Annotated in this window: 21 protein-coding genes and 1 pseudogene; 11 read left to right on the forward strand and 11 right to left on the reverse strand. The window is 59.8% G+C overall.

Going from position 1 to position 24,192, the window contains the following annotated elements:
• Positions 1 to 4: 4 nt before the first annotated feature.
• The 8 genes from PMI09_RS02885 to PMI09_RS02920 all read right to left on the reverse strand — a co-directional run bounded on the left by PMI09_RS02885 (position 5) and on the right by PMI09_RS02920 (position 8,452).
• Positions 5 to 1,759 (reverse strand): FAD-dependent oxidoreductase, encoded by a 1,755-nt coding sequence (locus tag PMI09_RS02885; protein WP_007788685.1) that lies wholly within the window; start codon positions 1,757 to 1,759, stop codon positions 5 to 7.
• Positions 1,752 to 2,840 carry a branched-chain amino acid ABC transporter permease gene (locus PMI09_RS02890; protein WP_007788687.1) on the reverse strand — a complete coding sequence of 363 codons (1,089 nt, stop codon included), beginning with the start codon at positions 2,838 to 2,840 and terminating at the stop codon, positions 1,752 to 1,754. Before PMI09_RS02890 ends, PMI09_RS02885 begins: the two co-directional genes overlap by 8 nt.
• A 6-nt stretch (positions 2,841 to 2,846) precedes the next feature.
• Positions 2,847 to 3,710 carry a branched-chain amino acid ABC transporter permease gene (locus PMI09_RS02895; protein ID WP_007788689.1) on the reverse strand — a complete coding sequence of 288 codons (864 nt, stop codon included), beginning with the start codon at positions 3,708 to 3,710 and terminating at the stop codon, positions 2,847 to 2,849.
• A complete protein-coding gene (locus PMI09_RS02900; RefSeq protein ID WP_007788691.1) occupies positions 3,697 to 4,416 on the reverse strand; it encodes an ABC transporter ATP-binding protein in 720 nt (239 codons plus the stop codon). The genes PMI09_RS02895 and PMI09_RS02900 overlap by 14 nt, the downstream gene beginning before the upstream one ends.
• On the reverse strand, positions 4,416 to 5,135 hold the full coding sequence (locus PMI09_RS02905; RefSeq protein ID WP_007788693.1) for an ABC transporter ATP-binding protein: 720 nt from the start codon (positions 5,133 to 5,135) through the stop codon (positions 4,416 to 4,418). Before PMI09_RS02905 ends, PMI09_RS02900 begins: the two co-directional genes overlap by 1 nt.
• 66 nt (positions 5,136 to 5,201) lie before the next feature.
• Positions 5,202 to 6,485 carry an ABC transporter substrate-binding protein gene (locus PMI09_RS02910; RefSeq protein ID WP_007788695.1) on the reverse strand — a complete coding sequence of 428 codons (1,284 nt, stop codon included), beginning with the start codon at positions 6,483 to 6,485 and terminating at the stop codon, positions 5,202 to 5,204.
• Positions 6,486 to 6,518: 33 nt separating this feature from the next.
• The gene (locus tag PMI09_RS02915) at positions 6,519 to 7,580 is read right to left on the reverse strand and encodes a maleylacetate reductase (RefSeq protein WP_007788697.1); all 1,062 of its coding nucleotides are present in this window, start codon (positions 7,578 to 7,580) and stop codon (positions 6,519 to 6,521) included.
• Positions 7,577 to 8,452, reverse strand: a complete 876-nt coding sequence (locus PMI09_RS02920) for a dioxygenase family protein (protein ID WP_007788701.1) — start codon at positions 8,450 to 8,452, stop codon at positions 7,577 to 7,579. The genes PMI09_RS02915 and PMI09_RS02920 overlap by 4 nt, the downstream gene beginning before the upstream one ends.
• Positions 8,453 to 8,548: 96 nt before the next feature.
• Here PMI09_RS02920 and PMI09_RS02925 point away from each other — a divergent pair, with 96 nt between their 5' ends.
• From PMI09_RS02925 to PMI09_RS02945, 5 genes are all read left to right on the forward strand, one after another.
• On the forward strand, positions 8,549 to 9,499 hold the full coding sequence (locus tag PMI09_RS02925; protein ID WP_007788702.1) for a LysR family transcriptional regulator: 951 nt from the start codon (positions 8,549 to 8,551) through the stop codon (positions 9,497 to 9,499).
• Positions 9,500 to 9,773: 274 nt separating this feature from the next.
• Positions 9,774 to 10,259 (forward strand): adenosine-specific kinase, encoded by a 486-nt coding sequence (locus PMI09_RS02930; protein WP_007788703.1) that lies wholly within the window; start codon positions 9,774 to 9,776, stop codon positions 10,257 to 10,259.
• A gap of 85 nt (positions 10,260 to 10,344) precedes the next feature.
• The gene (locus PMI09_RS02935; protein ID WP_007788704.1) at positions 10,345 to 11,616 is read left to right on the forward strand and encodes an efflux RND transporter periplasmic adaptor subunit; all 1,272 of its coding nucleotides are present in this window, start codon (positions 10,345 to 10,347) and stop codon (positions 11,614 to 11,616) included.
• A gap of 12 nt (positions 11,617 to 11,628) precedes the next feature.
• Positions 11,629 to 14,781 (forward strand): efflux RND transporter permease subunit, encoded by a 3,153-nt coding sequence (locus PMI09_RS02940; protein ID WP_007788706.1) that lies wholly within the window; start codon positions 11,629 to 11,631, stop codon positions 14,779 to 14,781.
• A gap of 331 nt (positions 14,782 to 15,112) precedes the next feature.
• Positions 15,113 to 15,910, forward strand: a complete 798-nt coding sequence (locus PMI09_RS02945; RefSeq protein ID WP_007788708.1) for a creatininase family protein — start codon at positions 15,113 to 15,115, stop codon at positions 15,908 to 15,910.
• 3 nt (positions 15,911 to 15,913) lie between these two features.
• Here the strand turns inward: PMI09_RS02945 and PMI09_RS02950 are convergent, their stop codons facing one another.
• Positions 15,914 to 16,864, reverse strand: coding sequence for a LysR family transcriptional regulator (locus PMI09_RS02950; RefSeq protein ID WP_007788711.1), 951 nt, complete (start codon positions 16,862 to 16,864; stop codon positions 15,914 to 15,916).
• Between the two features lie 185 nt (positions 16,865 to 17,049).
• Between PMI09_RS02950 and PMI09_RS02955 the strand changes: the two genes are divergently transcribed.
• From PMI09_RS02955 to PMI09_RS02980, 6 genes are read left to right on the forward strand one after another with little or no spacing between them, the layout of a single operon-like run.
• Positions 17,050 to 18,060, forward strand: coding sequence for an ABC transporter substrate-binding protein (locus PMI09_RS02955; protein ID WP_007788713.1), 1,011 nt, complete (start codon positions 17,050 to 17,052; stop codon positions 18,058 to 18,060).
• Positions 18,061 to 18,097: 37 nt separating this feature from the next.
• The gene (locus PMI09_RS02960) at positions 18,098 to 18,925 is read left to right on the forward strand and encodes an ABC transporter ATP-binding protein (RefSeq protein WP_007788714.1); all 828 of its coding nucleotides are present in this window, start codon (positions 18,098 to 18,100) and stop codon (positions 18,923 to 18,925) included.
• The gene (locus PMI09_RS02965) at positions 18,922 to 19,767 is read left to right on the forward strand and encodes an ABC transporter permease (RefSeq protein WP_007788717.1); all 846 of its coding nucleotides are present in this window, start codon (positions 18,922 to 18,924) and stop codon (positions 19,765 to 19,767) included. The genes PMI09_RS02960 and PMI09_RS02965 overlap by 4 nt, the downstream gene beginning before the upstream one ends.
• The gene (locus PMI09_RS02970) at positions 19,767 to 21,080 is read left to right on the forward strand and encodes a cytosine deaminase (protein WP_007788719.1); all 1,314 of its coding nucleotides are present in this window, start codon (positions 19,767 to 19,769) and stop codon (positions 21,078 to 21,080) included. Before PMI09_RS02965 ends, PMI09_RS02970 begins: the two co-directional genes overlap by 1 nt.
• Position 21,081: 1 nt before the next feature.
• On the forward strand, positions 21,082 to 22,491 hold the full coding sequence (locus PMI09_RS02975; protein ID WP_007788721.1) for an FAD-binding oxidoreductase: 1,410 nt from the start codon (positions 21,082 to 21,084) through the stop codon (positions 22,489 to 22,491).
• On the forward strand, positions 22,488 to 23,069 hold the full coding sequence (locus PMI09_RS02980; protein ID WP_007788723.1) for an NAD(P)H-dependent oxidoreductase: 582 nt from the start codon (positions 22,488 to 22,490) through the stop codon (positions 23,067 to 23,069). Before PMI09_RS02975 ends, PMI09_RS02980 begins: the two co-directional genes overlap by 4 nt.
• A gap of 18 nt (positions 23,070 to 23,087) precedes the next feature.
• Here PMI09_RS02980 and PMI09_RS02985 read toward each other — a convergent pair whose 3' ends face one another.
• The gene (locus tag PMI09_RS02985) at positions 23,088 to 23,477 is read right to left on the reverse strand and encodes a RidA family protein (RefSeq protein ID WP_007788724.1); all 390 of its coding nucleotides are present in this window, start codon (positions 23,475 to 23,477) and stop codon (positions 23,088 to 23,090) included.
• 48 nt (positions 23,478 to 23,525) lie between these two features.
• Positions 23,526 to 24,036: pseudogene (locus PMI09_RS02990) on the reverse strand (GntR family transcriptional regulator); the annotation flags it as partial.
• Between the last annotated feature and the right edge of the window lie 156 nt (positions 24,037 to 24,192).

Consider the following 24,192-nt stretch of genomic DNA (forward strand, 5'->3'; position numbering starts at 1 on the left):
GCTCTCACTTATCAAGAATGGATGTCAGGACGCGGCGCAGTTCGGCTTCCGGATTGGAGACCATTGAAGCTGCGCGCCAGGCAACGTGATGATCCGGCCGCACAAGAACGGCTCCGGAATCCCGAACCTCGCGCACGTTGGCCCAGTCGCCAACCAGATCCTGCCATTCCTGGCGCGGTCCGATCGTGTGCGCGGTGATCCGGATGTTGAACTCCTTTGCTAGCGCCTTGGCCGCCGCCACCCAACCGTCGCCGCCGATGCCGGTCAGGACAGTGAAGACGCCGTGGCCGGTGAGATCGAGGGTCGAGACTTTGTCGCCGCTGTGATTGAAGAGCCAAGCGTGCGGCAGGCGCGCGCCGGGCCACGTTGTCGCGTGGTAGTGAAGTTCCTTATCCTTTGCGAAGGCAGGCTCCGGCTGAGCGTCGTTGATGATCGCATCCGATTTGTAGCGCTGGTTCATTTCGACGCCATGGGCATCGAACTCATAGACCTTATAGGCGATCGCATCCCGGATCGCTCTGCGCTGCTTTTCCGCCTCCGGCGTATCGTTGCAACGGGCGTCCATGTTTTCCTGCATCTTGACCGGATCAACAGAATCCAGAAGGCCTAGCGCCTTGAAGATCGGACCGAACTCTTCGATCGACTTGTTCGCGCGTGTAACGATCTGCTTCGCAATTGGCGCGCGCTCCGCATTGTAGCTGTCGAGCAGGCCTTGTCCGGCCTGACCTTTCAGCACCATGGACAGCTTCCAGGCGAGGTTGAAGGCATCCTGGATCGAGGTGTTTGAACCCAGTCCGTTCGACGGCGGATGACGATGCGTTGCATCGCCCATACAGAAGACACGGCCGTTGGACATCTGTGTCGCGTACATGTTGTTCACGGTCCAGGTCGATACCGATTTGATCTTTGGCTGGAGTTCCTGGTCGCCGACCAGGTCCCGCACCACCTTGATGGCGAAATCCTCGGTCACGTCGGGTGCTGGCTGGTTGATGTCGTAGCCCCAGACGATCAGCCATTCGTGCCAGGGCCGGACCATGCGCACCAGCCCCATGCCGATGCCGCCGACATCGGCACCGGGCTGCAACACCCAATAGAGCACCGAGGGACGGTGGGCGACATGCCGCGACAGATCGGCCTCGAACAGGATGTTCATCGAGCCGCCGACACCCATCTTGCCCTCGAATGGCAATTGCGCCTGTTCGGCTACCCGCGAATTGCCACCATCGGCGCCAATCAGGTACTTGGAGCGGACGCTAAATTCCTTGTCTGTCAATCGATCGAGGCAGATGGTCGTGACGCCATCAGCATCCTGCTCGTGGCTGATATACGCGCATGACATGCGCGCCTGCGTGCCGCGCGAACAGGCTGTCTTGAAAAGCAGCGGCTCCATGAAGGTCTGCGGCAGGTCGTTCATCAGGCTCGGCGAGGAGAGTTGATGCTCGGCGCGAGACAACGGATGCTTGCCCCAGCTTTTCATGCGGCCGATTTCTTCGCCCGTCAAAGAGGTGCAGAACACATTCTCACCCATCAGGTCCTGCTCGGCGGCAAACATGTAGGCTTCGTCCTCGACATCGCGGCCGAGATCGCGCAACACCTCCATCGTGCGCTGATTGGTGATGTGCGCTCGCGGCGTGTTGGCAAGCCACCGGTAGCGATTAATCATCATGTTCTCGACGCCGTAGGTCGACAGCAGCGCCGCGGTCGCAGAACCCGCGGGGCCGGTTCCGATGATGAGTACATCCGTTGTAATATCAGCCATTTGGCCCTCCCATTTGCTTGTGTTCAAGGGGTCCACCTTTGAGAATTCGGCGAACCGGAAAAAGCTGGATGCCGGTGCGGTCGGAAAACAGGCCCCAAAGCCCGCGCGGCGCAAACAGCATCGTGACGATGGCGACCAGGCCGAGTATCAAAAGATACCAGGAGCCATAGCCGGCAAGCAGGTTCTGCAGCAGAAAGAAGACGATGACGCCGATGATTGGCCCTTCGACCGTGCCGATGCCGCCGATGACGACGATGAAGATCACGTAGGCCGTCCAGTCGATCACCGAGAAGGCAGCATCCGGCGAGATGCGTTGCTTCTGGACATAGATAAGCGCGCCGCAGCAGCCCGTCAGAAATGCCGCGGTCAGATAAACCATCGTCTTCATACGCCGGGCATCAACGCCGACGGCGCGTGCCGCCTGCTCATTGTCGCGGACCGCGGCAAGACCCAGCCCGTTGCGCGATCGCAGCAACCAGTAGATGGCCCCGATCGTGACCAGAGCGAGTACGAGCGCGAGCCAATAGGTCAGCGCGTCACCCGCCTCCGCCGATTTCATCCGAAACAAGGATTTCAACAGGTCGATGCCGATCATCTCGCGGGTCGCGTCACGCGGCAATGATGTGCCGGTACCGCCGCCGAGTGCCTTCCACTGGGCAAAGAGCAAGCGGCCGACCTCGGCGATCACCCATGTGCCAATGGCAAAATAAGGACCGTGGAGGCGAAACGTGAAGAACGCCGTCGGCACGGCGACGATCGCCGCAAAGACGCCGGCGACCAGGACTGCCGCGACAGGATCGAGCCCCAACAGGCTGACGAGAGCAAACATGGCATAAGCCCCGCAACCGACGAAAAGCTGCTGGCCGACCGAAATCAGGCCGGCATATCCGGCAAGTAGATTCCAGCATTGTGCCAACACCAGCATGGTGAGGATGAAGAACAGGTCCTGGACTGCGCCGCGCGACACCAGAAGCGGCGCCAGGAATGCGAGGATCACGACGATCGCAGCCATGAGGGCGAATGCCGCGGATGCGCCTGTACGGGTCTCAACTTTGAAGGTTGGTGAGAGCAACTGTTCCATGACGTCTCAATCCACTGCGCGCGGGAAGAGGCCGCGCGGCTTGAACAGGAGGACGAGAAGGAACGCGAGATGCCCAGCCAGGATCTGCCATTCCGGATTGATGGCCGCCCCGATCGTCTGCGCGACACCAAGTATGATTCCGCCGGCCAGCGTTCCCCAAAGCGAGCCCAGCCCGCCAATGATGACGGCTTCGAAGGCGTAGATCAGCCGCGCCGGTCCCGACGTGGGATCAAAATTGGCACGTGTTCCGAGGAAGAGCGCCGCGATCGTCACCACCACCATGGCAAGGCCTGTTGCCGTTGCGAAAATGCGTTGCGGCCGGATGCCCATCAGGCCTGCCGTGGTGACATCGTCGGATGTGGCACGAAACGCGCGGCCGATCGAGGTGCGATAGATCAACTGGTTCAGCATAACGATGGCGAGGATCGCTGAGCCAAAGGTCAGCATCGGCATGACACCGACATTGATCGGTCCCAGCGAAACGGAGGCGGTCTCGAGCGCACCTGCCGATATCCGACGGCTGTCGGCCGTAAAGCCTTCCAGCAAACCGTTCTGGATGACGATCGAAAGACCGAACGTGACGAGAAGCGGCGGCAGGATATCCTTTCCGAGCGTGCGGTTAAGCAAGTGGTATTGAAGGACCCAACCGGCTGCGAACATGAGAGGCGCCGCGATGAACGCCGCAACGAAAGGATGGAGCCCCAGCAATGAAACAAGCAACAGGATCACAAAGGCGGCGAAGACGATCAGGTCGCCATGCGCAAGGTTGACCAGCCGCATGATGCCGAAGACCAGGCTCAGCCCCGCGGCAAAAAGCGCATAAAGCCCGCCAAGCAGGATGCCCTGCGCTATCGTATCAAGCCAGTTCATGACCATCTGCTCCGAAATAAGCCTTATGAATGGCATCGCGGTCGAGATCGCATGGCTTTCCGGAAAGCGTGATGCGGCCCTCCATCATGCAATAGATCCGATTGGAGACCTTGAGTGCCTGAGCGATATCCTGCTCAACGATGACGATCGCCGCGCCGGATTCGCGGATGCGCGGGAAAGCGGCGTAGATATCGCGCACCACGACCGGCGCCAGTCCGAGGCTGATCTCATCGCAAAGCAGCACGTCCGGGTTCGACATCAACGCCCGGCCGATCGCCACCATCTGCTGCTGCCCGCCGGAAAGTGCCGTGGCAGAGTTTCTCCGACGCTCCTTAAGGACGGGAAACAGCGCATAGATGCTCTCGAGCGTCCAGGTACCCGTGGCCTTGCGGCCGTAGGAACCGATCAGCAGGTTCTCCTCGACGGTCAACGATGGAAACAACCGCCGGCCCTCCGGCACCATGGCAATCCCGCGCGACATCACATCGGGGGCGTCCAGCGCGCCGATCGCCTCTCCCCGATAGCTGATGGAACCGTGCTCGTTTTTGAGGACCCCCGACAGCGACCGCATCAGCGTCGTCTTGCCGGCTCCATTCGCGCCGATGATCGCCAGCGTCTCGCCCTCTTCGAGACTGATATCGATGCCGAACAGCGCCTGGAAGTCACCGTAGGAAGCCGTCAGTGCATGGGTTTCGAGAAGTGGCATCACACATCGATCCCTAGGTAGATTTCGCGGACTTGCTTCGAGTTCATGATCTCGTCGGGCTTGCCGATGCCGATCACGCGACCGAAATGCAAGACGAGCAGACGTCCGACCACGGCGTTTAGCGCATGCAGGACATGCTCGATCCAGATCACCGTAATGCCCTTGCCGTGGAGGCCGCCGATGGTCGCCACCAGCGCCCGGCATTCGCCTTCCGTCAGCCCACCGGCAATCTCGTCGAGCAGCAGGAGCTTCGGATCGGTTGCCATCGCACGCGCCAGTTCCAACCGCTTGCGCTGCAGCAGCGTGAGGCTGCCGGCCATTTCATTGGCTTTGTCGATCAGTCCTGTATCGATCAGGATTTCTGCACAGCGATCGGCGACCTCCCCTTCCCGCTTCCGCGCGCCAAACGATCCGGCCACAAGCAGGTTCTCGAACACGGTGAGCTGATCAAAGGGCTGCGGAATCTGGAATGTGCGGCCCATTCCGGCCAAGCACCGCGCCATCGGCGGGGTATTGGTCACGTCGGAGCCTATGAAATGGATCGCGCCGCTCTCTGCCTGGATGTTGCCAGTGATCAGATTGAACAGGGTCGACTTGCCGGCGCCGTTGGGGCCGATGATGCCGAGCGCCTCGCCGTCGTCCACGGCAAAGGAAATCTGTTGCGCGACGGTCAACGCGCCGAACTTCTTCGAGACACCTTCCAGTTCCAATATTGGCATAAATCTCTCTCCCACTTGGGGAGCCGCCTCCACGGCTCCCTGCTCTTCCGACGAGAGCTGACGCGCTCAGGCGATCGGCTCCATTTTCCCGCCGGTCGGTATGTTGGGTGCCGTGGCATTCTCGACGATAACGAGATCATACCCCTTGCCGCCCTGTTTCAGCCGCCATTGGCCGCCGACAAGCGGCGTCTTGGCAACGTTCTTCTGCGCAAAGGGCGGCAGTTTCTCGTTGCCCCAGGCGATCGGGCCAACGAGCGTGTCGAGCCTTGTTTCGCCGATGACCTTGGCAACAGCCTCGCCGTCACTTGGATCGTCAGCACGTTTCATGACATCCACGGCCAGCTCGAACAGCGCATGCGCGAATCCGATCGGCTGTGTCCAGGGCCGGTCCGTTGCCTTGGTGAAAGCCTCAGCAACCTGCGCGGCAGTCTCACCCGTCAGCGACGATTTGAAGGGGTGGCTTGGCGTCCACCAGACTTCGGTTGAAAGATTGTGGCCGGCGTCGCCGAGCGATTCCACCGTTTGCGGGAACAGCAGCGCCTTGCCGACCGAGGCAACCTTTGGTTTGAAGCCCTGCTGCTTTGCCTGGTTCCAGAAGGTCGTAAGATCCGGTGGGATAACGACACCGGTGACGATTTCGGCGTTCGCCTGCTTGAAGGCGTTGATCTGTGCGGAGAAGTCATCTGAAAGGTTCTGGAAACGACCAGGATCGGTCAGCGTATAGCCGAGCTTCTCGAGCACCGGCGGGAAACCGACAACCTTGTCTCCCCAAGCATTTCCATCCCCGTCGTTGGGGAACAGCCCGCCGACCTTCTTGTTGGTCTCGACCTGGCCCCACATGCCGGTAAAGACGGCAATGATGTCCTCGAGCCCCCAAAAGAAATGATAGGCGAAATTGAATGGTTTCCAGGAATTCGGGTCGCCGGGATTTGCCTGCTGGCCAATGAACCATGGCTGCCACGGCGCAACCGTCGAAATGCAGGGCATTTCTTCGGCTTCGCAGGTCGTCGACACCGGGTTGGTGGTTTCGGGTGTCGAGGAAACGAGGACCAGGTTTACCTCATCGGTCACGATCAGTTCCTTCGTGACCTCAGCGGCACGATTGGGATTGGACTGGCTGTCTTTGACGACAACCTCATAGTCGAGGCCCATCTTCCTGGTCGTCGCAAGAAAGTTCTCGATGACGAACTTGTCGGCCTCGCCGAAGGCGGCAAGCGGTCCGGTTTGCGGACTGACATAGCCGAGCTTGATCGAGCTTTTCTGTGCCAGCGCCGGCAATGCCAGCCCGGATGCGGCAGCAAGCACGCCGGTGGCTGCCGTCTGTTTCAGGAATTCGCGTCTGGTTGTCATCTCATTCTCCTCCCATTCCCCCTTGTGTGACGACTAATTCTCCGGCCGGCGGCCCTCCCAGGCCTGCTGCAGCAATGTGCGGATCGATGGCCGATCGATCGATCGCGGGTTCCAATAGGGGTTCTCGACCGCGATCTGGCTTGCCTTGTCGAGGTCGGCTTCGGTGAGGCCTAGATCACGCAGCGAAAGTGGCGCACCGATCGACTTGGCGAAGTCCCATAGCCCCCCGCCGACCGAGCCTCCGAAAATCTCTGCCACAGGCTGAAGAAGCTCGGGCACCGCCACCCCATTGAAGGCGGCCGTGTGGGGCAGCATGATCGCATGCGTTTCGGCATGCGGCGTGTCGAAGGTGCCGCCGAGCGTGTGGCAAATCTTATGGTGTAGCGCCATGCCGACCGTGCCAAGGACTGTGCCGCAGAGCCAGGCACCATAGAGACCGCCTGCCCGCGCATTTAGGTCGCCAGGGGTTGCCAGGATTTCCGGAAGTGCAGACCGGAAGGCCCGCAAGCCTTCGACGGCCATGAGGGTCGAGATCGGGTTGCGGTCCTCAGCGTAGAGCGCTTCGACGGCATGGGCCATGGCGTTCAGGCCCGAGGTCACAGACAAGCCAACCGGAAGCCCCGTTGTCAGCGTGGCATCGTAGATCACCACCTCGGGAAGGATTTTCGCACCTTTCACTGTTGTCTTGCGACCGCCCTCGGTCTGACCAAGGATCGGCGTGACCTCCGAGCCTGCGTAGGTCGTCGGAATGACGATCTGCGGCAGGTCCGTGCGATAAGCGATGGCCTTGCCGAGACCCGTCGTCGAGCCGCCGCCGAGCGACACGACGCAATCGGCTCCGCTTTCCCCAACCACCTTCATTGCCGTCTCAGTGACATCGACAGGCGTGTGCATGACGGCGCCGCTGAATACGCCAACGGCCAGCGGCCCGATCTTCGCAGCCAGTGCCTCGGCGTCACTCTTCTGCTGTGGCGTGGAAAGAACCAACGCTCTCCGGCAACCGATCTTCGCGATCCAGTTTGCCGCCTCTTGGCTAGCCCCTTCGCCGAAGACGATATGGGCCGGGCTGCCGGCATAGTGGAACGACAGGCTCATCGTGCTTTCTCCGGTCTTGCCCGCACCATCACGAACGTGAAATCCACCTGCCGGATCTGCGAGACATCTCCGCTCACGGGGCGAAAGTCCCGGACCAATTCGGGTTTGACGCCAAACAGCGCGTCCTCGTGGAGATGCGGATCGTTTCGATCATAGACATGCGTGGTGATCGTCTCGAAACCGACCGCGCGGACCATAAAATGCAGATGCGCCGGCCGATGCAAAGGATAGCCCGCTGCCGCCAGCAAATGCCCGACAGGGCCATCGTCGGGCACGCTGTATCCCTTCGGCATGACCGTGCGGTAGTTGACGCTTCCGTCGGCGTCGGCGCGAAAAAGGCCACGCAAGTTGTGCTCGGGCTGCAGGTCCGGCTGCTGGTTCTCATAAAAGCCCTGAGCATTGGCCTGCCAGGTGATAAGCTCGGCCGACGGGATCGGGCGCCCGTCCAGGTCGACGATCCGGGCCGAGACGCAAAGCGGCTCTCCCACTCCATCAAGCGAAATCGAGCTGCGCTGCGGGCGCTCCGGCACATCGCTGCGAAAGAATGGCCCGCGAATGGTGTTCGGAGTTGCCCCCTTCGGTCGTCGCGAATTGATTTCCTCCACGAGGGCCGACGCGCCGATCAGGTCGGAGAGCAACACCCACTCCTGACGGCGTTCATCGGAGGCATGGCCGACTTCCGTCAAAAACGCGATCACCCTGCGCCAATCATCCTGGGTGGGCCGGAATTCCTTGATCAGCTCATGCGCGTGTTTGGCGACCGCCGCCATGAGGCGGGGCAACTGGCCGCCCTTGCCAGAGGGCATGCGCTCAGCAAACACGTCCGAGGAAGTGGCCTCACTGAAAATAAGCGCATCGGCTGCCGGCGGCATGCGTCTCTCCCAAAACCGCATCGTTGGTCATGGCAAGCTAGCAGGCCTGTCGCAGTCGATTGATGATTTGATTCAGCTTTAATATAACAGATCGTTATGAAGATAGATGAACGTCACCTGATCCAGCTCGCCGCAGTGGTCAAGACCGGCGGAGTGACCGAGGGAGCGGCCCTCCTCGGGCTTGCACAGCCCGCTGTCTCGCGCACCCTGTCGATGCTTGAAATGCGTCTCGGCGAGCCACTGTTCATCAAAGGACGCAGACCGCTTCAACCCACGTCGCTTGGCCTGTCATTGGCCGAGCAAGGGCTGGTCATGCTGGCAGCATCCCGCAAGGCGTCGGATCTCGTGGAAAGCTTCCGCGTCGGCAAGAGCGGCTTCGTGCGCGTCGGAGGCACGCCGTTCTTCATGGATGCACTGATCGCAGGGTTGTGCGCCGAGTTTCAGAGCACACATCCTGATGTTCGGATCGATCAAAGCTACGGCTACTTCCCGGATCTTCGCGCCGCCTTGAAGGCCGACCAGATCGACCTTGCGATCTGCCCGATCGACATTCTGGATGAGGGTTCCGGCTTGGAATTCCAACAGATCCTTCCGGGGCGCAACGTGATTGCCTGCAGGGTCACGCATCCACTGCTGCTCAAGCGTCGGCCGCAGCCAAGCCAGCTTCTCGACTATCCCTGGGTAGCACCTCCGCCGGGCAGCCCACTGCTCGCCGATCTTCGCGCCCTGTTGCTCTCCTTCGGCGCAACCGAAATCAAGATCCGTTATTCCGGCGGCTCGCTGATGAGTGTCATCAACTATCTCAAGGCGGCGGATGCTCTGACGGTGATACCCCATAGCGTGGTTTTCGCCTTGCGGAAGGAGAAATCGATCACCGCATTGCCGCTGACCATCCCGCATCCGGAACGGGCTCTGGCGATACTCACGCGCGCCGATTCCGCCCGATCTCCGGCAGTCGATCAGTTCGCGCAGCATATACGCTCCGGATTCGAAAGCCTGAGGCACCTGATCAAGAGGCACGAGGAAGCGGTGGTTTGGGGGCGGTAGCAGCTGCCGCCCAGGCCGCGCGCCAACTGTCAGGCGTTCTCAGCAACTCAGATCACCATTGAGGGAGCGGCTTCCAGTATGTTGCTCCAGTGCTGGTTTTTTCGACGAGAGCATCCTTTTTGGTGTCGCTCCAATTGGTGCCAGGCAGCACGATGCGCAAGTCCCGCTGGGCCCGACACTTGGTAACCTCAGCGACATGCCTTAGCAGGCCGCTTGAAATCGCGGTTCGTCCGCCTACCTACCACTGCGTTACCTACCTTGAAGGAGCGCAGCCATGGAACTTGCCGTGGTGCCCATCGTCAAGCCGGACGCCTCCAACTTCATTTTTGGCCAGTCGCATTTCATCAAGACTGTGGAAGATCTCCACGAGGCGCTGGTGGGCGCGGTTCCTGGCATTCGCTTCGGGCTGGCCTTCTGCGAGGCCTCTGGTAAGCGGCTGGTGCGTTGGTCGGGTAATGACGAAGCAGTGATCGCACTTGCACGCGACAACGCATTGGCGATTGGCGCTGGGCACACTTTCCTGATCTTCCTGGGGGACGGATTCTTTCCCGTCAACGTGCTGGCTGCGGTACGTGCGGTGCCAGAGGTCTGCCGCATTTTCTGCGCGACGGCCAACCCGACCCAGGTGATCGTCGCACAAACGGAGCTTGGCCGCGGCGTGCTCGGTGTGGTGGATGGCGCCTCACCGCTGGGTGTCGAAACCGACGCCGATATTGCGTGGCGGAAAAACCTGCTGCGTCAGATCGGCTACAAGCTTTAGTGGCTGGATGACGCCGAAGTCGACAGGCCTGCGTGGAAAGGTGGTCAATGCCACCCTCATTTCAGAAGCATCAGGAAGACACGGTATGAACGGTAAATCGGTTGGTCCAACCTGCCGCCACCGGCACTATGGGCGATCTTTCCTGCTGGGTGCGGTATTGATTGCCTCCACCGCTCTTGCGGCCTGCAACGGAAGCTCGCAACAAGGGTCCACAGCAGCCTCGGGAGCAGCACAGCCTCCCGAAGCCGGGTACTTGGTTGTCCACCCGCAACCTGTCGTGCTGACAACCAACGTGGCAGGCCGCGTTGTCGCCTTTAAGCTGGCGGAAATTCGCCCCCAGGTTGGCGGTATCATCCAAGAGCGTGTTTTCACGGAAGGCACAGAGGTGAAGCAGGGAGATATCCTCTATCGCCTGGATTCCCAGACCTACGAGGCTGCGGTTGCGTCGGCGGTAGCGACTGTGAAGAAAAACGAGGCCGCACTTTCTGGCGCAAAATCGAAGTTCGACCGCTACAAGACGCTCTCAACCACAAGCGCCGTCAGTCAGCAGGACCGCGAGGACGCGGAGTCGAACTATCTGCAGGCGCAGGCGGGTATCGCTGTCGCACAGGCAGATCTCCAAACAGCTAAGATCAATCTTGGCCATGCAACGATCACAGCCCCGATCGACGGCCGGATTGGCACATCTTCAGTCAGTACGGGATCGCTGGTGACGGCATCGCAATCCGACGCGCTTGCTACTATCCGCCAGCTCGATCCCGTTTATGTGGACCTGACGGAATCCTCCGCCAATCTGATCAAGTTCCGAAATCAGCTTCGGATGGGCGGTTTCAGCCCCATTGTCGGCGGGCCTGAATCCAAGGCAGAGGTACATCTCTCATTCGCTGACGGTACACCTTATGACCTTGTCGGTGAGATCAAGTCGGCCGATCAGTTCGTTGCGCAAACGACAAGCACATTCACCATCCGCAGCCGTTTCGACAATCCGGAGCGGCGCCTTCTGCCTGGCATGTATGTGTTGGGGACGATCAGCCTCGCGCGTGACAACAACGGTATTCTGCTGCCGCAGCGTAGCGTGTCCCGGAATGCAAAGGGCGAGGCGACAGCGCGCTTCATCAAGACCGACGGCACGGTTGAAACGCGGGCTCTCGAAATTGCCATAGATATCGGACCGAACTGGCTCGTGACGAAGGGCGTATCGGACGGGGACAAGCTGATCGTCGACGGGCTTCAAAACGCCCAAGACGGCAAGCCAGTCAAGCCGGTTGAGGTCAAGCTCGACGCCAACGGCCTCGAAGTGAGCGTGGCGGATGTTTCAAGTGACAACGGCGAGCAAGCAGCATCAATTGGCAAGTGAGCGGAGCGGCCAATGTCTCAGTTCTTCATCCAAAGGCCGATTTTTGCCTGGGTCATCGCCATCGTCATCATGCTGGGCGGTCTTCTCGGGCTCAACCAGCTACCCATCTCGCAATATCCGGAGATTGCGCCGCCGACGATCCGTATTAGTGCGACCTATCCTGGCGCTAGCGCCCAGACCGTCGAAAACTCGGTGACGAAGATTGTCGAAGAGAACATGACAGGCCTCGACGGCTTGCTCTACATCTCATCGACCAGCAGCTCGCAGGGATCTGCGTCGCTCTCGCTGACCTTCCAGAACGGCACCGATGCCGACACGGCTCAAGTCCAGGTGCAAAACAAGCTGTCTCAGGTCGAATCCAGGCTCCCGGAGTCAGTGACACAGCAAGGTGTGACAGTCAGCAAGTCGACCTCGGGGATCCTGCTGATCGCTGGCCTTACCTCCGAAAACCCCAGATACACGTCAACGGATCTTGCCGACCTCGTGTCGAGCAACATTGAGGACACGATCCGGCGCGTCGAAGGCGTCGGCGACCTGAATATTTTCGGCGCCGGCTACGCCATGCGCGTGTGGCTGGACCCAAACAAACTTGAGCAGTTCCAGCTCACGCCCTCCGACGTGACATCGGCGGTTTCGGCGCAGAACAGACAGGTTTCGGCGGGCCAACTGGGGGGCCTTCCCGCAACGCCCGACGCCCAGATGAACTTCACCATCACGTCGCAATCTCAGCTCCAGACAGTCGAACAGTTCAACTCGATCATCCTCAAGACCGAAACGGATGGATCGATGGTAACGATCGGAGACGTCGCAAGGGTCGAGATCGGTTCGGCAGACTATTCCTCCGCAGGCCGTTACAATGGCCATGCCGCCGCCGGCTTCGGCGTCAACCTTGCGGCCGGGGCCAACGCCATCAATACCGCCGAGGCCGTGAAAAACGCGCTCACCGCCTTGAAGGCATCGCTGCCTGCCGATGTGGACATCGTCTATCCCTACGACACGACCCCGTTCGTGCGGGCCTCGATCGAGAAGGTCGAGCACACCCTGCTCGAAGCAGTCATCCTCGTCTTCGTCGTGATGTTCGTTTTCCTGCAGAACTGGCGCGCCACGATCATCCCGACCATCGCCGTTCCAGTCGTGCTGCTCGGGACCTTCGGAGTTCTGTCGGTGGCTGGCTATTCCATCAACACGCTGACGATGTTCGCCATGGTGCTTGCGATCGGTTTGCTTGTCGACGATGCGATCGTCGTCGTCGAGAATGTCGAGCGCGTGATGGAGGAGGAGAAACTCGGACCGAAGGAAGCCACCTTAAAGTCGATGAAGGAGATTACCGGCGCGCTTGTCGGGATCGGTCTCGTGTTGTCCGCGGTGTTCTTGCCGATGGCCTTCTTCGGCGGCTCGGTGGGCATCATCTACCGGCAGTTCTCGGTCACGATCGTCACGGCGATGGCGTTGTCGGTCCTTGTCGCTCTGATTCTGACGCCTGCCCTTTGCGCATCGCTTCTCAGGGCGTCCCATGCAAAGCCGAAGAACTGGTTCTTCCGCAAGTTCAACGACGGTTTTGCAAAGGCCACTGACGGCTATGTCAGCGGGGTAAGCGGGATCATCAAGCGGTCCGTCCGCGTGGTCGTCCTCTACCTAATCCTCGGCGGCGCCAGCTACTGGATGTTCGCCCACCTGCCGTCGTCCTTCTTCCCCCAGGAAGACCAAGGCGCTCTCATGACGATAATCGAGCTGCCAACAGGCGCGACGCGCGTCCGCACGCTCGAAGTCGTAAAGCAGGTCGAGACGTTCTATCTGGAAAACGAGGCAGACAGCGTCGACAGCGTGTTTGCAGCACTAGGCTTCAGTTTTTCCGGTACTGGCCAGAATAATGCGATGATCTTCGTGAAACTCAAGGCATTCGCCGATCGAACGAAAGCCAGTCAGGCGGCGAACGCGGTCGCGGGGCGCGCGATGGGCGCGTTCAGCAGGATCCGCGACGCCCGGGTTCTGGCTCTGCAACCCCCGGCGATCCAGGGCCTCGGCCAATCCAGCGGTTTCGACATGTATCTGAAGGACGTGTCCGGAAAGGGCCGTGATGCCCTGATCGCTGCGCAAAACCAGCTGCTCGCCAAGGCCAACAGCGATCCTGAGCTTCTGGGCGTGAGGCGAAACGGCGCCGCCGAACAGCCGCAGTTCAGCGTCAACGTCGACCATCGCCTGGCGGGTGCCCTCGGGATCACAGTCTCGGATCTGAATAACGCGCTCTCGGTTGCCTGGGCGGGCGACTACGTGAATGACTTTGATCACAACGGGCGCATCAAGCGCGTCTACGTGCAAGCCGACGCACCCTTCCGCATGTATCCGAGCGACATCGACAGATGGTACGTTCGCAATTCTGCCGGCGAGATGGTCCCTTTCTCGGCTTTCGCGAAGACGAGTTGGAGCCAAGGCTCTCCGCGGCTGGAGCGCTATAACGGATCGTCGGCAGTCAACATCCAGGGCTCGGCCGCAAACGGTGTCAGCTCCGGGACGGCGATGGACAAGATGGAGCAACTGGTATCGGAGATCGGCAGCGGGTTCAGTGTCGAATGGACCGGCCTTTCTTACCAGGAACGGCTTTCAGGCACGCAGGCGACATCGCTTTATGCGTTCTCCCTGCTTATCGTCTTTCTCTGCCTCGCAGCGCTCTACGAAAGCTGGTCAATCCCCTTTGCGGTAATCCTCGCGGTTCCAATCGGCATCTTTGGTGCATTGGCGGCGGCCAAACTCACAGGTCAGGAGAATGATATTTATTTCAAGGTAGGCTTGATCGCCACGATCGGGCTCGCCGCGAAGAACGCCATCCTGATCGTGGAGTTCGCCAAGGACCTTCAAGCTCAAGGCCAATCTCTGCTGGACGCCACACTACGTGCCGCGCGAATGCGGCTGCGTCCGATCCTCATGACGTCGTTCGCCTTCATCTTTGGAGTTCTTCCGTTGGCGGTCGCCTCGGGGGCAGGCTCGGGCGCGCAGCGGGCTATCGGCATCGCCGTCATGGGCGGCATGCTCTCGGCCACCGCGCTCGGTATCTTCTTCGTGCCACTCTTCTATATTCTGGTCATGCGGCTGACATCCCTATTCGCTGGCCGCAACAAGGCAGGATCGACGAATATCGATCCGGGCGCAGTGAACGCTTCGGAGTAGCGGGCTTCCTCAAATCTTTTGGCCGCTGTGCAGAACGTCTGAGGAAACGCTTTGTATGCCGGTCGGCGACGACACGATCCCGCAAGCAACCGGCCAGTTGCTTGCCGGATTGTCGTGTTAAGCTGGCGCTGCGGGACCGTCATCGTTGCCGGTCCATATCCTCGATCACCACACACATTGGCGAAGACCCTAAAATCTGTTGATCCGCCCTGAGCTCCTGGACTTCCGCTATATCGCAAAAAGGCAGCGGCGTGCACGCAAATTGATGCTTTTCGCATGTCGCATAATTCCCTAGTCCCTGAGGAAACCTCAACGAAGGGAACGCGCGGCAATGGCGATGCCATTCTATTGGAACGAGCTCAACACCCATGACTTTGCCGGGCTTTCGGCCGACACGACCATCGCCATTTTGCCGATCGCCTCGACCGAACAGCACGGGCCTCATCTACCGATCGCGACCGACGTTTCGATCGCCAACGGCATGCTGGCCGAGCTTCACCGTCAACGGCCCGATGACCTCGATATCCTGGTGCTGCCGACACAGGAAGTCGGTAAAGCAAACGAGCATATTTATGGACCGGGCACGCTTTCGCTGCCTGCCGAACTGCTGATCCCGGTTTGGACGGCAATAGGCGCCAAGGTTGCCGAAGCCGGGATCCGCAAGATGGTGATCGTCAATTCGCACGGCGGCAATGTCGACATCATGAGCATTGTTGCGCGCGAGTTGCGCGTGCGTCACCAAATGGCCGTCGTGTCGACCCAATGGGGCCGTTTCGGACATCCGGACGGCATGATCAGCGATCACGAATCCCGATATGGCATCCACGGCGGAGAGGTCGAAACGTCCTTGATGCTGCATTTCAGGCCGGATCTCGTCCGCATCGACAAGGCAGAGAACTTCGTGTCCAAGGCCGAATGGATGCGCGAACAGTCGAAGTTCATCCAGCCGCTTCCGCCGCACTCGCTCGCCTGGATCGCGCATGACCTCAATCCCGCCGGCGTCGTGGGCGACGCGTCGCGCGGCACGGCCGAGAAAGGGGCGGCGATCTGCCGCCATCAGGTGCTGGGCTTCATCGAACTCCTAAATGATCTGAAGCGCTATCCGCTCACAAATCTCTTCTCACGCTAGATCTCAGGCGGCCGACGACCTGTCTGGAGAAATGTGTCCCTTGGACTGCAACTCCTGAACAAGGCCGGCAAGCTCGGCCAACAGATATTCGACAAACAGGCTGGTCGCCGCATCAAGCGGCGCGCGAGCGCGGGCAAACAGTTTCATCGGCTGATGTCGACCATGAGGCTCGGCAATCGGTCGGAACACAAGTTCGCCGGCGCGGCATTCGGTGATGACGTCGAGCGGATTGAGCAGGGTCAGCCCCGCGCCGCATTTGACGAGCTTCTTCAGCATCTCCGACGCATTGCTCTCCAGTACCGGCTCGACGGAGACATCAAGCCGCGCAAGCGCAAGGTTGATGACATCCCGAAGACTGGTGCCCGGCTGCGCGAGAACCAGTCGTTCCTGGACGATGTCGCCCAGGCTGATCGGCCCCTGACCGATGAGGCGATGTCCGGGCGGCAGCACGACACCGATCGGGATGTCGAAGTTGCCGAGCGTCCGGATCCCCGGTGTTGCCGCAATATTGAAGCCAAGGCCGATATCGACATCACCTGAAAGCACGGGATTGACCGTCGTCGTGCCTGCATCGTTCCTGATCTGAAAATAGACGCGCGGATGCTCCAATTGAAACCGTGCGATGATCTCCGCAAGCGGCCCTGACGCAAGACCGACGGTCGTCACCAATCGGACCTTGCCGGCCTGCTGCATCTTCAGGCTTTTGATCCGCCCCTCCAGCCGGTCGTAGTTTTTCAAAACCTCTCGAATATGTTCGATGCATAGTTCGCCTGCCGCCGTCAGTCGCAGTCCCCGCGGCAATCGTTCAAACAGTGGTGCGCCGATTTCCGCCTCGAGTGCCAGAATCTGCCTATTGATTGCAGATGACGCGACGTTCAAGCGCGCCGCGGCCTTGCGGATCGAGCCCGTGCGGGCGATCTCGTTGATGTAGAGCAGCTTCCTGGAATGCAGCATCCGACCCCTCGTTGCATCAATTTTAAGCGCCACGCACAAATTAGGCACAGGCCTGCGATGAGATGCCAAAAAGGCATCGTTGCGCACGAATTTTGATGCTTTTCAAACAGCAAAGCAATCGCTCAAATGAAGAAAATCGGACGCCGAAGAGCTGTCCGAACGGCTCACGAAGGGGAACGCCGATCATGTCCAAGACTTTGAATAACATCGCATTTACCGCAGCTTTTGGGCTTGGATGCATGCTCGCAGCTCCAAGTTTGGCGCTCGACAAGGTCAGCTACGGCACCAATTGGCTTGCGCAGGCCGAGCATGGCGGCTTTTATCAGGCAGTGGCCGATGGCACTTATGCCAAGCACGGGCTGGACGTCACCATCGTACAGGGCGGCCCGAACGCGGCAAACAGCGCATTGCTGATCTCCGGCAAGATCGACTTTTACATGGGCGGCCCGCAGGGCGAACTCTCCGCCGTTGAACAGGGCATTCCGCTCGTCGACGTCGCAGCGATCTTCCAGAAGGATCCTCAGGTTTTGATCGCTCATCCGGACGCCGGCATCGAGAAATTCGAAGACCTTGCCAAGCTGAAGACGCTGTTCCTCGGCAAGGACGGCTATCTAACCTACTTCGAGTGGATGAAGGCGAACTACAAGGGCTTCAAGGACGAGCAATACAAGCCATACAATTTCAACCCCGGCCCATTCCTCGCCGACAAGGAATCCGGCCAGCAGGGTTACCTCACCTCCGAACCCTATGAAATTGAGAAGCAGACCGGCTGGGAGCCGAAAGTATTCTTGCTCGCCGACAGCGGCTATTCCCCCTACTCGACGATGATCACCACGACGCAGTCGATGGTCGACAGCAAATCGGATGTCGTGCAGCGCTTTGTCGATGCTTCGATCGAGGGCTGGTACAACTACCTCTATGGCGACAACACCAAGGCAAACGAGCTGATCAAGAAGGACAATCCGGAAATGACGGATGGCCAGATCGCCTATTCGATCGCCAAGATGAAGGAGTACGGCATCGTCGAATCCGGTGAAGCCCTCGACAAGGGGATCGGCTGCATCACCGATGCGCACTACAAGAAGTTCTTCGCCGAGATGGTCGGCATCAAGGTTCTCAAGGCCGAGACGGACTACACCAAGGCATACACCACGAAATACGTCTGCAAGGGTGTCGGCATGGCTCTGAAGAAGTAAGGGACGCCGCCGGACCCCTCATGAAAAGAGACAGGCGATGCCTCTAGCCTCAGCAAAGATCCCGGTGAACAAGGACGCGCGCAAGAGACCGCTTGTCTCGATGCAATCGGTCTCAAAGGTCTTCTCCAGCGGCACGGTTGCCTTGTCGGGCATGTCATTGACGGTCGAAGGCGGCGAATTCATCAGTCTGCTCGGACCTTCCGGGTGCGGCAAATCGACGGCACTGCGCATTATCGCAGGCCTTGGCGACATTTCTTCCGGGACGATCGACTGGCCAAGTTCCCGCATCAACGCAAAAGGTCTGCCGGAAGGCGATATCAGCTTCGTCTTTCAAGAACCGACGCTGATGCCGTGGAAGAATGTCTTCGGCAACGTCCATCTTCCGCTGAAGCTTCGCGGTATCTCCAAGGCTGCGGCGCGCGAAGAGATCATGAAGGCCCTCACGACCGTCGGTCTGCAGGACTTTGCCGAAGCCTATCCGCGCGAGCTCTCCGGCGGCATGAAAATGCGTGTATCCATCGCGCGTGCATTGGTCACCAAGCCGAAGCTGTTGCTGATGGACGAGCCGTTTGCGGCCCTCGACGAGATCACGCGCCAGAAACTGAACGACGACGTGCTGCGCCTCTGGAAGGAGACGGGCATCACGGTGATTTTCGTCACCCACTCGGTTTTCGAGTCGGCCTATCTCTCGAACCGCATCGTCGTCATGAAGGCGCGGCCGGGACGGGTCCATGCCGACCTGCCGCTTGTCACCAGCCTTAAGCGGGACGCCTACTACCGCACGTCCGAGGAGTATCGCCAGGCTTGCGAGACCGTGTCGCGCTCGCTGATCGGCGCCATCAACGCCGCAAAGGAGAATGGATGAGCACGGACATTGCCGATGCGCCGGCGCCATCGTTATCAACTCCGATGACGGCAAGGCGGCGCGAGCTTGCACTGCGGATTGTGGTGCCGTTCGTAACCGTCGCAGTCCTCGTCATCGTCTGGGGGCTGTACGTCAAGCTTTCGGGGGTGGCACCCTATATTCTTCCTGGCCCGGGCGCGGTGGCCTCCGCCTTCGTCAGCGACTGGGGAACGCTGGCGCCCGCGCTCTGGGTAACAACGAAAATCACCTTCATGTCACTGATGCTGGCGCTTGTCGGCGGGGTCGGCTTTGCCATCTTCCTCGTGCAGTCGCGGTGGATCGAGATCGCCTTTTATCCGCTGGCCGTCATCCTGCAGGTCACGCCCATTGTCGCAATCTCGCCCCTGATCCTGATTTATGCACCGTCGACACAGGTGGCGCTGCTCATTTGCGCCTTTCTCGTCGCCTTCTTCCCGATCCTTTCCAACATGGTGCAGGGCCTGAAGAGCGTGGATCATAATCTGATCAACCTGTTCGAGCTCTATGGTGCCTCCCGCTGGCAGACGCTGCTCTACCTCAAGCTGCCGGCGGCACAGCCCTATTTCATGACGGGTCTGCGCATCGGTGGAGGTCTGGCGCTGATTGCCGCCGTCGTTGCCGAGTTTGCTGCGGGTTCGGCCGGCGCCGGCTCCGGCCTTGCCTTCCGCCTTTTGGAAGCACAGTACCGCATGAACATCCCCCGTCTCTTCGCCGCCCTGCTGATGCTCTCACTGCTCGGAGTGGCGATCTTCGCGGTCACCTCCTTCATCTCCTGGCTCAGCCTGCATCGCTGGCATGAGAGCAGCCTCAAGCGGGAAAACTGATGACGTACTCCTTCATGTCGCCTCCGAACGCCGGTCGCTTCGTGCTGAGCAATGCGACGCTGCCCGCCGTTGCCGTCGAAGGCTTTGATGCGCCAGCCCATGAAGGCCTTGTGCGAGCCGATATCGTCATCGAAAACGGTCTTGTTTCGATGATCCTGCCGGCCGGCAGTGCGCCACAGGAATTCGCAAAATCCGACTTGCGTGAGGGGATGGTCTGGCCATGCTTTGCCGATGTCCACACGCACCTCGACAAGGGGCATATCTGGGGACGCAGCAGCAATCCGGATGGAACATTCATGGGTGCGCTGCAGGCGGTCGGTGCCGATCGCGAGGCGCATTGGTCGGCCGATGATGTGCGCAAACGAATGGAATTCTCACTTCGGTCTGCCTACGCGCACGGCACGAGCCTGATCCGCACGCACCTGGATTCGGCCTCCCCTCAGCATCGCATTTCCTTCGACGTCTTTTCCGAAATGCGAGAATCCTGGAAGGACAAGATCACACTGCAGGCTGTCGCCCTCTTTGCGATGGACGATATGCTGGACGAGGCCTACTTCGCCGATCTCGTCGCGGTCGTGCGCAATTCCGGCAGCCTGATCGGCGGCGTCACCAAGATGGGGCCGAACCTCGCGTGGCAGCTCGATACGCTCCTTCATGCGGCAGCGCAAAACGGCCTCGACGTCGATCTTCATGTCGACGAGACGGATGACCCCGGCGCGGAGACCTTGAAGGCGATCGCCGAGGCCGTTTTGCGGAACCGGTTTGCCGGCAAGGTAACGGCCGGCCACTGCTGCTCGCTTGCAAGACAAGACGATGGGATCGCTAAGCGCACCGTAGAGCTGGTCGCCAAGGCCGGCATCTCGATCATCTCATTGCCGATGTGCAATGCCTACCTGCAGGATCGCTATCCCAACCGCACGCCACGCTGGCGGGGCGTGACGCTGTTCAAGGAGCTCGCAGCTGCCGGTGTCGCCACGGCAGTCGCATCCGACAATACGCGTGATCCGTTCTACGCCTATGGCGACCTCGATGCGGTCGAGGTGTTCCGCGAAGCCGTGCGCATTCTTCACCTCGACCATCCGCTCGATACGGCCGCACGCGTCGTAACCACCTCGCCCGCCGACATTGCCGGACACTCTGATATGGGCCGCATCGGTGCCGGCAGGCCGGCCGATCTCGTCCTCTTCAGTGCCCGTCGCTGGAGCGAATTTCTTTCCCGTCCGCAGTCTGACCGCGTTGTGCTTCGCCGCGGCAAGGTCATCGACCGCAGCCTGCCGGATTACCGTGAACTCGATAGCGTCGTTGGAGCCTGACATGCCGGATTACCAAAGGATCAAAAAGGAACTCGAAGGCATCGCCGTCGAGGACAATCCGGCGCTGGTGCGCCAGAAGAGCCGAGATTTCTACTGGTACTCGCCGATCCTGAAGGCGCAGCTCGATGGCGTTACCGCCGATCTCGTCGTGACGCCCAAGAACGAAGCCGAGGTGATCCAGACCCTCAAAGTCGCCTTTGCGCATGGTGTTCCGGTAACGCCACGGGGCGCCGGCACCGGCAATTACGGTCAGGCCATGCCGCTCTCCGGTGGGATCGTGCTCAACCTTGCCGCCATGGATAAGATCAAGGAGATCCATCCTGGCCGGGTGATCTGCGAGCCCGGCATTGTGATTGCCCAACTCGACAAGCAGACCAAGGCCCATTCAGGCCAGGAACTTCGCTTTCATCCCTCGACAGCGCAGACGGCAACGATCGGCGGTTTCATTGCCGGCGGTTCGGGCGGCGTCGGGTCGATCACCTGGGGTGGACTTCGCGATATCGGCAACATCATCCGGCTGCGCGTCGTCACCATGGAGGCAGAGCCGCGGGTGCTCGATCTCACCGGTTGGGATCTGCAGAAGGTCAGCCACGCCTACGGCACCAACGGCATCATCACGGAAATCGAGATGCCGCTTGCACCAGCATACGATTGGGTCGACGTGCTGGTCGGCTACGACGACTTCATGGCGGCAGTGCGCTACTCGGATGCTCTTGCAAAATGCAACGGCATTCTCGTCAAGGAAGTCGCACCGATCGCGGCACCGATTCCACACGATTACTTTGCCCGTCATAAATCCTACATTCGCCAGGGCCAGTCGGTTGTGGTGCTGATGGTCGCCCCGCACTCGATGGATGCGTTCAACGCCTTTACCGCGGCCCAGAAGGGCGAGATCATTTTCCGTTCCGATAAGGTCGAGAGCATGAAGGGCATTCCACATGCCTATGAACTCGCGTGGAACCATACGACGCTGCGAGCGCTGAAGGTCGATCCAGCCTTTACCTACTTGCAGGTCCAATACCCCGGGCCGGACCATGTGGCGAAGGTTGCCAAGATGGTCGAAATCTTCGGCGACGAGGTACCCGGCCATCTCGAATTCATCAAGTTCGACGGTCAGATCCAATGCTCCGGTCTCCCCTTGGTGCGCTACACGACCGAAGAGCGGCTGGAGGAGATCATCAAGATCCATCAGGACCATGGTTGCCCGATCTTCAACCCGCATCGCTACACGCTGGAGGAAGGCGGCATGAAGCAGACGGACAAGGTTCAGCTTGCCTTCAAGCATGAGACCGATCCGCAGGGGCTGCTCAATCCCGGCAAGATGATCGCCTGGGAGAATCCGAACTTCGATTTCTCATCGGGCGAGAATTACCTGTTCCCTGGACTTGCCGCCGTGATGGAGGCCACATGAGAGTTCTCATCCTTCATTCGCATCCGGTGGAGTCAAGCTATGGCAACGCGCTCTATCAGCAAACGTTGGAAAGCTTGAAGACGGCAGGACACGAGGTCGATGACTGCAATCTCTATGCAGAGAACTTCGATCCCGTACTCTCCCGCCGCGACAGAATGGTTTACCACGACTACCCCCAGAATACGGAGCTGGTGAAGGATCATGTCGATCGGCTGAAGCTAGCGCAGGGGCTGGTGATCGTCACACCGGTCTGGAACTTCGGCTTCCCCGCAATCCTGAAGGGGTATTTCGATCGCGTCTGGCTACCTGGCGTTTCCTTCGAACTCGTCAACGGCAAGGTGGAATCGCGACTGCGCCATATCCGCAAGCTCGGTGCAGTGCTGACCTATGGCGCAACGCCTTTCCGGGCTTTTGTTGCCGGAGATCCCCCAAAGAAGATCGTCAAGCGCGTGCTGCGTGCGCAGATCAATCCAATGAGACCGGTGACCTTTCTGGCGCATTACGACATGAACAACTGCACCGATCAGACGCGGGCGGCCTTTCTCAGCAAAGTGAAGACCGCGATGGAGCGGTTCTGATACGACAACCCACCCCGATCAAACGACCTTGGCTGCCGTTACCTCGACTTCGACCAGAAACTCCGGCCGCGTAAACCCGCCGACGATGATGAGCGTCGAAACCGGTTTGGGGTCAAGCGTATAGCGATCGCGCACCGCCATATAGGCCGGGAAGTCTTCCCTCCTTGTGACAAAGCCAGAGATGCGTATGACGTCCGCGAAGGTCATGCCCGCCTCTTTTAGGATCGCATCGATTGCCTTGAAACATAGCTCGGCCTGAGCGGTCGCATCATCGGGGATCGTATCATCAACGCCGATCCCGAGCTGACCTGAGGTGACGAGAAGCGACGCGCCTGGGGGCACTAGCAGGCCATGATTATAGTTCCCGAAGGGCTTGCGGACCGATGGCGGATTGAATGCGTTTTTCATAAAAAATCCATGCGAAACAACAGGTTTCGATCCCAGAAAGAATAGGAATCAATCTTTTTGGGTTGATGCATAAACGATGCTGGCATCGCTAACGATCACAACGTGGGAATACGCGGCCTGGCTAGCTGCCTCACCATCCCCCGCATGATCGCCATTACGATGACGTTGTGTTCATCATAGGATCGGGCAAGGCGCCCCGGCAAGCTGAATTGCGCGCGGCCAATCGTGCACGTGTCTGCGTCACCAGCCCCAATATGTGGTCGTTGTGAGCCCCGCGATGGAGGCGCGCATGGAATTCGATATTGTAAGCGGCATGGTCTTCATCGGCACCAGCATGCATGAGTTTCGCCGATGCCGGGTGCTCGAGCTTGAGCAAACGCCGCTCCCCGACTGTCATGCGTTCGGCCGACAGGCGCCCGCAGATGGCTTCCAGTTTTGACGTCGCTACCAACATTGAATGGAGATGCAACGACGGCGCCTCGGTTCGGCTCACGGTCAACCGCGCCATGGTGCCGACTTCGCGCAGCGCTTTCCGGATCGGTGTCCGGGAGACTTCGAAGTCTGTCCTGTACTGGTGTGCAGCGCAGCAACGATTGTCACTTGCAATGTTTATAAAAATAGCTATCACTAAACATATTGCTAAACATGAGAGTTGAGGAGTTCATGTAGGCATTCTCTGAAATGGGTGGACTTGCGCGGCCGGCGGGGAGCCGGC

Origin of the sequence: Rhizobium sp. CF122, from assembly GCF_000282035.1 — a bacterium.
Taxonomy (GTDB): Bacteria; Pseudomonadota; Alphaproteobacteria; order Rhizobiales; family Rhizobiaceae; genus Rhizobium.